The sequence below is a fragment of the Lysinibacillus sp. RC46 genome, from assembly GCF_041262385.1.
GTDB lineage: Bacteria > Bacillota > Bacilli > Bacillales_A > Planococcaceae > Lysinibacillus.
In genome coordinates this window covers 189,148-201,028 of record NZ_JBGCCF010000004.1, presented here as the reverse complement: position 1 = coordinate 201,028, position 11,881 = coordinate 189,148, and the positions used below count along the sequence as shown (strand labels likewise).

Genomic DNA, 11,881 nt, shown 5'->3' with positions numbered 1-11,881 from the left:
TTTAACTATGTTGAATAATAGCACGTTCATCGGTACAATAATGTGAGATATCTCACATTTTTCAAGAGGAGAGAGTGAAAAAATGCATATACTGACAGCTGAGGAACGTTCATACTATCTCGATAAATATCCAATTGATGATTTTTTCTCATTTGATATAAATCCATTTCTGGAGGTATGTAAGTTTGACAAAGGCGAATGGATTTTTCAAGAAGGGTCATTTCCGGATACGCTATACTACATGATTGAAGGGAAAGCGAAAATATATATGACGCATAAAAACGGCAAGGTCTCACTTATCGAATACCCAGAGCCACCGCGTTTTATGGGTGAAATTGAGTTGCTTAATGAGGCGAGATATACGAAGGGGATTCAGACAGTAACCGAGACGATTTGTTTTTCGATTACGCAGTCCTGCAAAGAAAAGTTACTCACGGATGTACTATTTTTACGTAAACTTTGTGTGTTTTTAGGGGAAAAGTCGACCAAAATGACGTCAAAATATACACAAAATCAAGCGTATCCACTTGAAAATCGACTTGCTGCCTTTATCCAATTATCGTCAGATCAAGGTATCTATAAAGAAAAGCATACGGAAATCTGTGAATATTTAGGGGTTTCCTATCGGCATTTATTATATGTACTGGCGCAATTCTGTGAAGAAAAAATTTTAGAAAAGAGAAAGAATGGCTATCACATTGTGAATGAAAAGCGACTTTCCGAATTGGCACAGGAGATACAGTGAGGGATACTACAGCTTATTGTATTCACTTTTTTTAATCAACCAGCGTGCAATCTCCTTGCCGCTATGGTAGAAGTTAATCTCATCGACTCGTTGGTTTTGTACGGAGATATTTAGGGTTTCGTCTATAACGCCAAAAGGTATAACCCTTATACATTGGTGTTTGTTAGGTGAAAATCTTTTGCGCTTTGCCTTAGCTTCCATGTGAGCTTTAGCAGATTTTTGTGCATTTTGGAATGGACAAGCAAGTAATTCTCCTTGTTCCAATGTTGTGCTTGGTGAATAACAATTACTTTTCATTCAACATGCCCCCTTTGTCGTTAGTGTTATTGTACAAGATATGCGGTCGGAATAGTCTTCATTTACAATGCTTTAACGAAAACTTAAAGTTTTGTCAGTCAATTATGTCTTGGCATAATTGCGTCTGGAGGCTATAACTTCTTTAAGAGGACGTTTGTACATACTCTGAAAGAAGTTGCATTAGTAAAATGTAACCGTATTCATGCCATTAACGAATAGAAATCATAGAAAACTTGTATAATTCCAAGAGAAAAACACGTACTCAAACTATTGTGAATTTTCCTGACAAAACGTATTATTGTAATTAGATTTAACGTGAAAGGTTTCACAGAGTCACGTAATCGTGAGGAGGAATTTTTAATGAGTGCAATTCGAGTAGGTATTGTAGGTTATGGAAATTTAGGGCGCGGAGTAGAGTATGCTATCTCGCAAAATCCAGATATGGAATTAGTAGCGGTATTCACACGTCGCGATCCTTCAACTGTAAAAATTGCAAGTAATGCAAGTGTATATTTAGTAGATGATGCTGAAAAATTTCAAAATGACATTGATGTAATGATTTTATGTGGTGGCTCAGCAACAGATTTACCTGAGCAAGGACCACACTTTGCACAATGGTTTAATACAATTGATAGCTTTGATACGCATGCGAAAATTCCTGAGTTTTTCGAGGCAGTCGATGCAGCAGCTCAAAAATCTGGAAAAGTATCAGTCATTTCAGTTGGCTGGGATCCAGGTTTGTTCTCATTAAATCGTATACTTGGGGAGGCAGTTCTACCAGTGGGCACAACTTATACTTTCTGGGGAGACGGTTTAAGTCAAGGACACTCAGATGCTATCCGTCGCATCGAAGGTGTTAAAAATGCAGTACAATACACATTACCAATTAAAGAGGCTGTAGACCGTGTTCGTAACGGTGAAAATCCTGAGCTGACAACGCGTGAAAAACATGCACGTGAATGCTGGGTTGTTCTTGAGGAAGGTACAGATGCTACAAAAGTTGAGCAAGAAATTGTGACGATGCCGAACTATTTTGATGAGTATGATACTACAGTAAACTTTATTTCTGAAGAGGAATTTAAAGCAAACCACACTGGCATGCCTCACGGTGGATTCGTAATTCGTAGTGGTGAAAGCGGCGCTAACGAAAAACAAATTCTTGAATTCTCATTAAAGCTTGAAAGTAATCCAAACTTCACTTCTAGTGTTCTAGTAGCTTTTGCACGTGCAGCTCATCGCTTAAATCAAGCAGGAGACAAAGGTGCAAAAACAGTATTCGATATCCCATTCGGTCTGTTATCCCCAAAATCAGCTGCTGAATTACGTAAAGAACTTTTATAATATACTTATTCAAAATCCCGATTATCATATTATTTGATAATCGGGATTTTTTTAGCAAGTCTAATCCCAAGCACGTCAATATGTATAGCGTAGCCATGGTGTAAACAATACAAAGTTGACCCACAATATATCGGACAACAAATTACTTGAGGTCCAATCATGACAGGAAGTACATTCGATTCTACACCGGGTGGTAAAGGGAACTTGGACTACAAAGCGAAAACTCCTCTCATGATTTTTCTTAGCAACAGTTGCGATACTTGAGTTTTTGTTTAAATAAGACAAATTATTGTTATTTGGTAATAAATTATAATTTATGGTTAAATAAAACTATTTTGACCCGATATACTATGTGGTTCGTATTTAATTTCTATTAATATAGGCTGAAATTAAATATATTACGGTGCTGGTATAAATGTATTACCAACGAAAGCTTTCTTAACTAAATTGGAATAAACGATGAGGTGAATGAAGTGCAAATTATTCTTCTGTATGAAGCTGCAGTTAGGGAGTACCATAGACAAGAGGCGCTTAGCAATCCTAACCTTGTAAAGGGGCAACCACTTGGCGGAAAAAATGAAATTGAAGTTGAACGTGATGGTAAAGCATATACACTCACTCTATCTGATGAAGTAAAGTATTTAAAAGCTATGACAGAGAAAGAAATCGCAAAGATGGACATGCGATCGGTAAATCCTGATCCTTCCGATATTTTTTCGTATCGTCCACAGGATCAGTGGCTTATTTTTAGTCAATATTTGAGTGACACGGGCTTTTTTACGGGCAAAGAATCACACACAATTGACGACATAGAAAATATGCTGGTAGACATAACGGACGGTCTAGATAATTTGGATATATCCCAGATGAAAGGAAGGGATATTAAAGTAGGACGGACGCCAATTACACAAGAATTAAGTTCTACAGAAGCACAGTTGGAACTTGCTGCTTCAACAGCTGCTTTAAAATTTTTTAGTGAAAAGTATTTAACAGGTGATATGAAACAGGGCTTCGATGACTTAATCGATCAATATGTTAAACATAATGAAAGCCGTGTGATAAATCATGCTTCTCAAGAAGAAAAGTTTTATAGAGGACGTGCGAAAGTATTTGAGATGCGAGGTATGGATACTTCATCTTTAAGTGCTGAACTTGAGACTCCCACCCCTAAAGGGACAAGCTGACTAATGTCAGTGGGATTCCTGAGTAACTATGCGTTCGCAGTCCATTTCTGTTTTGAACAGTTCTCAAGATTGGGGTATCCCATTACCCCTCCCTATCCAGTGCATATAGCAGATAGGGCTACACTACTGTTACCATAGCGTATAGTTGGTTTCGTCCGATGTGTTTTAGCGTCTTTTTCGTGACGACACATATTGTTTTACCGATAGCATGAATTAGGCTATCGAACCTTATACAATATCCAATTTTCAATGAACGAGCGTGTTTTATAGACTTTTACTAGCCTATAGATGAAGTATAACACCTTTTCAGACAATTAAGGTAGCAATAGTTACCTCTTGTCTGACCTCACTTTCACCCCATGGCTAAAAACGGGCTACACCCTGCATAGGCTTTCTCGTTCGGAAAATCTGTAAGAGAGATCTATCCATTACTAATAAACTAGGTAAAATAAATTATACAGTAGCAGAAATTACTGAAATGATAGAGAGCTATAAAGAAAAATTTAACACTCTCAAAAATAAACCAGAGGTTGATGCCTTGATGTCTCAAATACAAAAGCAATATTTGAAGTTTGCGACAAAAGGAATCTCTCCATATGACAAAGACGATGAAGCTGCTAAGGGCTTTATCCAAGATAAATCAGAAAAAACCTTTATTCATATTGCAGATTATTGGAAAAGATTATTGGAATAGGATGAAACTATTTTTCGATATTGATAAAAATACTTAGGTAGAGAAGGATTACCTTTTTATAAAAACAAAACATAAATTTTCTGGTTCAGAATCCATTTTGATCATTTTTCAAAATGGATTCTTTTAACATTGAGGAGATAAATGGTCTAAGCGCTTGCGAATAATCTAGATGAAATATTTCATATTGGCGATAAGGTAAAAGTGGGCTATGATGGTAAAATAAAGGATAAAGTACCAATTGGAATTGCTACACTTACTATAGAATTAATTTAGGAATATCTACTAAAGTAGTTGTACCAATCTAACGTTGCTACTTTGTAATTGGGGGAGTTTTATATGGAAAAAGTAAATTTTTTCAAAAGTGAACTATTTCATGAAAATGCTGAGAAAACTTTTTTGATACACAAAAATAAAATTACAGATATAATACCGAAGGCTGATATCCAGCATGTCGGTAGTTCAGCAATTCCTAATAGCATTACTAAGGGTGATTTAGACATCCAAGTACGTGTTAGTGCTGAACAATTTTCGAAAGCAGTAGAGCTTCTATCTAATTTATATGAAAGAAATGATGAAAGTGTCAAAACAGATACATTTAGGGCATTTAAAGATGATACAACTAATCCTCCTTTAGGAGTTCAATTAACTGTAATTGATTCTGAGTTTGATTTCTTTTGGAAATTTAGAGAAGTTTTATTGGCAAATAATAAATATCGAGATGCATATGATAAATTGAAGAAAGAATACGAAGCCAAATCGATGGATGCCTATAGGGAAGCTAAAGATATCTTTTTCCAAAGACTCATGGAAACTCCTGAGTTTAAGAAATATGATAAGTAATTTTTGAATGGAACAACTCTACGTATGGTGATTGGCCTATAATTTAAAAGATTTTAAGCTTTGAAGACTTTTAACCTTACATAACCAGTTGAATGGGGAGGTTATCACATATGACTACAGACATTATTATTCAATCTAAGTGTATTCCACCGAGTCCTTCCAATCATTGTATTAGTAGAGCTTTATTAATGAGAACATTAAAAAAAAGCCTAGACCATACTTGTACACTTATTCATAGTGGAGCAGGGTATGGCAAAACAACAATCCTTACACAATTTCTACATGCACAATCAAGCAAATTTTCCTGGTATAGTGTGTCGGAGGAAGATGATAATATATTGCCGTTTTTAAGACATTTATTTTATAGTATCACACGTATTGTTCCGAGCTTCGGTCAAGAATTTGATGCATGGAATCAATTATCCCGTTTTCCGAAAATAGAGGAACTAAATCGTTGGTTTAAGCTGTTTGTCAACAGTTTATGTGAAATCGAAGGGCCGATTCTAATTGTTATTGACGACTACCATCTTGTTGATCATGAATTTCATATTAATTATGTGATGGAAAAAATAATTGAGTTTTCACCACCGAATGTTCATTTTATTATCGCCTCTAGAACGTTGCCGAATTGGGATATTACGAGAAGATTAAAGCTACAAAAGAAATTACTCGTTATTGCAGAAGGAGAATTAGCATTTTCTTCAGAGGAAATCGCTGTTTTTTTCGAGGATTATGTAGCAGTGCATTTAACAGATGAAGAAATATCTAAGGTTTTAGAAATTACAGAGGGCTGGGCAATTAGTATTTCTTTATTAGCTGAGCAATGGAACAATGAATCGTTAGCGCATTGGCTAAATATTTCTACAAATGATCTTTTCACCTATTTATCGGAGGAAGTTTATCTTAAGATGTCAGCATTCGAGCAAGAGGCTATACTAAAACTGGCGATTTTTCCCACATTTTCTGAGGAGTTTATCACACAATTTTATAGTTCGGAAATAGCAGAGGCGTTAAAACTGTTTATACAGCGACATTTATTTATTCAACCGATCACAACGGATGGTTTATATCGTTTTCATGCATTGTTCATTCGTTTTTTAGAGCTAAAATGGCGACAAAATGCTTCGCAATATATTGCATTACATAAACAAGCAGCATTGTATTATGTAAAAGAGAAAAATATACAAGCTGTTCTTCATCATGCATTTAAAACGAATGATCAGGATTTTAGTGGTGAGTTATTACAAAATCATGCCGAAAGTCTAGTCCGTGCAGGGCAATTTGAGTGGCTATTAGAAAAAATAAATCGATTTACAGCTGATGAAAAATCGGAATATTACAAATTATATTATTTTGAAGGTGAGTGCCACCGTTATCGTGCTTATTATGAAAGAGCGAAGCAGTCCTATGAACATTGTGCAAACATCGCAAAAAATAAGAATGATTATCTCTTTATGACGAAAGCCCAAGCAGGTTTAGCACATATTTATCTCGATACAATCCAGCCGGCATTGGCAGAGCCGCATTTAAAAAGAGCGTTAGAGTTAGCGGATCATACGCCGTTAAACGAAGAGGAACTTCTCGAATTGCAACGTCAGTATGCAGAAAATTTGGTGAATTTAGGGAAGGCGAAAGGCGCACAAATTTTTATAGGTGAGGTTGCTTTGACAGAGGATGTGCTACAAAGAGCAAATGTTGATGTTCGCATATTGTTAAGAACAGGGCAGCTACTAGAAGCAAAGGAATTGCTGACGCAGAGATTGGAATTACCACCACAGCTTGTCGCGACACATAGAGAGAGTGAGCTATTGGCATCATTTGTCTATGCGTTATTAGGGCTAGGGAAGGATGCTTGGTATGCCGCTCAGCATGGGATTCGTAGGGGATTACGTGAAAAATCGGTTTTTATTGAGGCTGTTGGCTATATTCGCAAAGCACATGCATTACTATTAATAGATTTTCCTGATTATCAAGGAGCCTGCAATGCTTATGAAAAAGCCCTTACATTGTTGAATACCATTAATATTTCTCGCGTAAAGGCCGAGCCGTACATGGGACTTGCAATTGTCAAACATGCGCAAGGAGATATTATCTCTGCTAAAAAATATGTAGCGCTCGGATTACGGGAAACGGAGCAAGTACAAGATGCATGGATGACCGCTCTTATATTAACCGCTGAGGTTAAAATTATTATTTCTCAACAGGAATTTGAACGGGCGAGGCAATTATTAATGAAGGCACAGCGATTATTCCAGGACTGTGGCGATCACAATGGAGAGATGCATGTACTTTTCTTTCAATCTGTCATTGCCTTTAAAGAAAATAATCCTCAACAATTCAATCATTATTTTCAGCAGTTTGCACAGCTATGTATTACAAATGGTTATGACTACTTTTTACAAAGGAAAACCATCCTCGGTCCACCGAATAGGATGATTTTTTATGAGCTTTTACAATTTAGTAGAAAGTGTGATGGGGAAAATGCTGCTATTTTAGCGATGCGTAGCTTTTTTCAAGTAGAGGATAATATTGTTTATCCGCATGAGGAAATACAGATGAACTTTTTAGGCAGTCTACATTTAATAAGAAAGCATCGAAAGCTTGAGGATAAAGAATGGCAACGTGATAAATCGAAGGAGCTCTTCGTCTATTTATATTGTCATCGCAACCGATTTACGCCAAAGGAAGAGATTGCACAGGCATTATGGCCAGAGCGAAATGTTGAATCGCTAGATCGAGATTTTAAAGTTGTATTGAATACGTTATTAAAAGTGCTTGAGCCAAGTAGAAACGCGCGTCAGGAAAGCTTTTTCATTCAGCGTAAAAATAATATGTACCAATTGCAGCAAATTCAATTTCTACAAATCGATGCCGAACGCTTTCTCTATTTTTATGAATTAGGGATGGAGGAGTTCGATCCACAATTGTCAAACGAATGGCTGCAGCTTGCTGAAACGAGCTATACGGATGTACTTTATGCTGAAAAAAAGCAGTTAGATTGGCTCATACAGGATCGAGAAAAGCTAGATTCAATGTATATTGAAGTACTGGAAAAATTAGCACAAAATGCGACGCGGCAACAAAATTATAAGCAAGCTATTTTTTATGCAGAAAGAATAATTCGTGAGGATCCTTTATGGGAAGAAGGCTATCGGTTGTTGATGTATAGTTACTATCAACTACAAAATCGTTCACTTGCATTAAAATGGTATGAAAAATGTGTGCAGCAATTAAAAAGTGAACTAAATACAACACCGATGGAATCGACGATGGTTGTTTATGATTTAATAATGGGCTAGTATATATTGGATAGTTGGTTATTTTGGGGATATTATCGTAACATGGGGTTGATTTCCGTTCCCACTGGCTGGGAGCGTCCGATGACCCGGGTTCGCAGTAGGGTATCATCAATGACGCTAATCTCGAAGGAGTCACCCAGTCTCCACTCCAATCAACCGGCACCTACAAGAAAAAGCCATAACAACTTTTGATGAACATTTATGTATTTTAATCAATAATTTTTATAATATTTGGAGGAACTACTATGTCATTTTGTAAGGTAAGTAAGGCGAATATTTACTATGAAATAATTGGGACCGGAACACCAATCGTTATGCTCCATGGATATTCGCCAGACCATCAACTAATGAAGGGATGTATGGAGCCTGTTTTTGCAGAAAGGGAGGGCTGGAAACGAATTTATATTGATCTTCCAGGAATGGGCAAGACGACAGACTACGAAAAGATCAATAACTCAGATGAAATGCTCGAGGCTGTTATAGAACTAATTCACTCATTAATACCAAATGAACGTTATTTATTAGTAGGAGAATCTTATGGTGGATATTTAGTCCGTGGAATTATGAGAGAGTATCATGAACAAATTTTAGGGGCTGCGTTTATTTGTCCGTTGATTATTCCAGATAAACAAAGTCGAACTGTGCCAGAACAAAGTGTTGTCTCGGCGGATAAAGACTTTTTATCGACACTAACGAAACAGGAGCTAGAAGATTTTAGCTCGCATCTAGTTGTTTTAGATGAATATAATTGTCAGCGTTACACAAATGAAGTGTTTGCAGGTATAGAAAAAGCAGATGTGGCATTTTTAGAAAAAATCCAAAAAAACTATAGTTTTTCTTTTCCTGTAGATGAGATTTCATTTGCTAAACCTTGCTTATTTTTGCTAGGTAAACAGGATTCCATGGTTGGCTATAAGGACGCTTTTGCTATTTTAGATAAATTCCCAAGAGCAGCCTTCACCATTTTAGATAAGGCTGGGCATAACTTGCAAATTGAACAAGCAAATTTGTTTACGAATCTTATGAGTGAATGGTTGGAGCGGGCAGTGGAAATTAACGATTGAAATACATTTTTAAAAAGACAAAATGAAATCCATTGATCGATTGAAGAATTCACAAGACACCAATGAGTTCAATATTAAAAGAAGTCCTGAATCGAATTTAGTAGAAGGGATAGTTGCAAATAGATATTAGGAAAATGCGATATTTCATAATGGTGGCAGAAGAATTGAATTTTAGTCGTGCAGCAGAACGTCTGAGGATGGCGCAACCTCCTTTAAGCCAAGAAATTCGTAAATTAGAAGTAGAATTGGGAGTTCAACTTTTTAATCGAACGAAAAGAACGGTTGAACTTACGGATGCTGGGAAGATATTTTTAGAAGGATCTCAACAAACACTGCTTCAGTTAGAAAGAACCATAAAAGAAACACAACTCGCAGCTGAAGGGAAAATAGGGAGCTTAATTATTGGTTTTGTCGATTCCACAGAAATTGTTATAGAAGTTCTTAATAAATTTCGAGAACGCTTTCCTAAAATCCATCTTATTTTACGTGAAATGACAACGGAGCAGCAATTAAAAGCGCTTTATGAGAAACAAATTCATATTGGATTTATTCGTTCTAAACAAAACAACGGAATTCTCTCTTCTGAAGTTTGTTCGGAAGAATCTTTAAAATTGGTTTTACAACAAGATCATCCTTTCGCCTTATTGCCCGATATACCACTCCGATTGTTAATTGATGAACCATTTATTTTGTTTCCGCGTCATATGGGTCCCAATTTTTATGATTTAATTATTAGCTACTTTTGGGATCATGGTGTAAGTTTAAATGTTGTCCAAGAAGCTATTCAAATGCAAACGATTGTTAATTTAGTGGCAACCGGAATGGGAGTTTCTGTCGTTCCATCGTCGGTGGAAAGCTATAAACATCCTGGGGTTATCTATAAAAAAATCCAAGAGACGACACCAAAAGTAAATTTATATGTTAGTTGGAGAGAAGATGAAAAATCTGCAGTAGTTAATCATTTCTTAACAGTTGTTAGAGAGATGTATTCGATTTTAAAATTTGATCACCAAAAATAAAACCCCATCCTAAAGGGGATGGGTAATAAAATATTATTAACCTGTTTTACTCGGGTCGTACTCAACGAAACCTTCTAATACTTTGTCAATCTGATTCATAATTTCAATGTCTAGTTTGATACCTGAAGCGAGCGCATTCTCTCTTACCTGTTCTGGGCTCGAGGCACCGATAATTGCTGAGGAAACGTTCTGGTTTTGTAGTACCCAAGCTACTGCGAGTTGAGCGAGGGTAAGATCAATCTCTTGTGCGATGGGTTTAAGCTTCTGAATAGCAGTGAGCACATTGTCGTTCATCCAACGTTGTGCAAGTTTATTAAAGAATGGTTTGCCAGCCGGAGAATTAGCACGTGATTGGGCTGGTACCGGTTTTTGGGGTAGATATTTTCCAGTGAGAACACCTTGTGCTAAAGGCGACCATACTACTTGCCCAAGTCCCTCACGTTGACAGGTTGGTATAATATCGCTTTCGATAACTCTCCACAACATTGAATACTGGGGTTGGCTTGCGATGAACGGAATTTTCAATTCCCGTGAAAGTGCTGCACCACGGGTGATTTGTTCTGCTGTCCACTCACTTACACCAATATAAAGCACTTTACCTTGTCTTACAAGATCTGCGAAAGCTAACATCGTTTCTTCAAGTGGAGTAGTTGGGTCATACCTGTGTGCATAATAGACATCTATATAGTCTGTTTGTAACCGACGCAAAGATGCATGACAATTTTCTAGAATATGTTTTCGTGATAAACCTTTATCGTTTTGCCCATTCCCAGTCGGATGGCACACCTTTGTACATAGTTCAATGCTCTCCCGGCGAATACCTTGTAAAGACCTGCCGAGTATTTCTTCAGCTTTAGTTTCTGAATAAACATCAGCAGTATCGAATGTAGTTATACCGACATCTAGTGCTGCTTTAACACACTCTTTTGCAGTATCCTCATCTACTTTACCCCCATGATTTATCCAGTTTCCGTATGCTATCTTGCTTATTGTCAATCCGCTATTGCCAAGTTTACTAAACTCCATTCTAGACCCTCCCTTTAAAAGTGCTATCTTCATTATAAAAACCAGATTTCAATATGGATAATATATTATTACTAATGAATTAATATGAATTTTATATAATAAAACTGTTTTGCTGTTGTTGCAGAAAAAGTGGCAGCTTACACTGTATTTTCTAAAATGTTCCGATAAATCGATGAAACATTCCGATAAAACCTGAAATTGTTCCGATAAAACACGAATTTATTCCGATAAATCTCTCATCCCCGGAAAAAAACTTTCACCCACCTAAAAAGGGAGCTCATTTAAAGATTTTTGTCGCTGTCGTTGCACTTCGCTGCAGAGATAGTTGGCTCAATAAACTGACCCAACTATCTTGTAACTAATTTGTAACTG

The 11,881-nt window shown here is 36.6% G+C and carries 10 protein-coding genes; 8 read left to right on the top strand and 2 right to left on the bottom strand.

Going from position 1 to position 11,881, the window contains the following annotated elements; translation table 11 throughout:
- Window positions 1-82: 82 nt before the first annotated feature.
- The gene (gene yeiL / locus ABH966_RS05775; RefSeq protein ID WP_370076602.1) at window positions 83-745 is read left to right on the top strand and encodes a transcriptional regulator YeiL; all 663 of its coding nucleotides are present in this window, start codon (window positions 83-85) and stop codon (window positions 743-745) included.
- 6 nt (window positions 746-751) lie between these two features.
- Here yeiL and ABH966_RS05770 read toward each other — a convergent pair whose 3' ends face one another.
- Entirely contained in the window at window positions 752-1,042 is a 291-nt protein-coding gene (locus ABH966_RS05770) for a hypothetical protein (RefSeq protein WP_370076600.1), read from the bottom strand.
- 360 nt (window positions 1,043-1,402) lie between these two features.
- Here ABH966_RS05770 and ABH966_RS05765 point away from each other — a divergent pair, with 360 nt between their 5' ends.
- The 7 genes from ABH966_RS05765 to ABH966_RS05735 all read left to right on the top strand — a co-directional run bounded on the left by ABH966_RS05765 (window position 1,403) and on the right by ABH966_RS05735 (window position 10,483).
- Entirely contained in the window at window positions 1,403-2,383 is a 981-nt protein-coding gene (locus ABH966_RS05765; RefSeq protein WP_370076598.1) for a diaminopimelate dehydrogenase, read from the top strand.
- A 473-nt stretch (window positions 2,384-2,856) separates the two neighbouring features.
- Window positions 2,857-3,567, top strand: a complete 711-nt coding sequence (locus ABH966_RS05760; protein WP_370076596.1) for a hypothetical protein — start codon at window positions 2,857-2,859, stop codon at window positions 3,565-3,567.
- Window positions 3,568-4,045: 478 nt separating this feature from the next.
- On the top strand, window positions 4,046-4,261 hold the full coding sequence (locus tag ABH966_RS05755) for a hypothetical protein (RefSeq protein ID WP_370076594.1): 216 nt from the start codon (window positions 4,046-4,048) through the stop codon (window positions 4,259-4,261).
- Between the two features lie 336 nt (window positions 4,262-4,597).
- Window positions 4,598-5,101 (top strand): GrpB family protein, encoded by a 504-nt coding sequence (locus ABH966_RS05750; RefSeq protein ID WP_370076592.1) that lies wholly within the window; start codon window positions 4,598-4,600, stop codon window positions 5,099-5,101.
- Window positions 5,102-5,211: 110 nt separating this feature from the next.
- Complete coding sequence (locus ABH966_RS05745) at window positions 5,212-8,400, top strand: BTAD domain-containing putative transcriptional regulator (protein WP_370076590.1); 3,189 nt, start codon at window positions 5,212-5,214, stop codon at window positions 8,398-8,400.
- A gap of 245 nt (window positions 8,401-8,645) precedes the next feature.
- The gene (locus tag ABH966_RS05740) at window positions 8,646-9,464 is read left to right on the top strand and encodes an alpha/beta fold hydrolase (protein ID WP_370076588.1); all 819 of its coding nucleotides are present in this window, start codon (window positions 8,646-8,648) and stop codon (window positions 9,462-9,464) included.
- A gap of 119 nt (window positions 9,465-9,583) precedes the next feature.
- On the top strand, window positions 9,584-10,483 hold the full coding sequence (locus ABH966_RS05735) for a LysR substrate-binding domain-containing protein (protein ID WP_370076680.1): 900 nt from the start codon (window positions 9,584-9,586) through the stop codon (window positions 10,481-10,483).
- Window positions 10,484-10,519: 36 nt separating this feature from the next.
- Here the strand turns inward: ABH966_RS05735 and ABH966_RS05730 are convergent, their stop codons facing one another.
- Complete coding sequence (locus ABH966_RS05730) at window positions 10,520-11,509, bottom strand: aldo/keto reductase family protein (protein WP_370076586.1); 990 nt, start codon at window positions 11,507-11,509, stop codon at window positions 10,520-10,522.
- Window positions 11,510-11,881 lie beyond the last annotated feature (372 nt).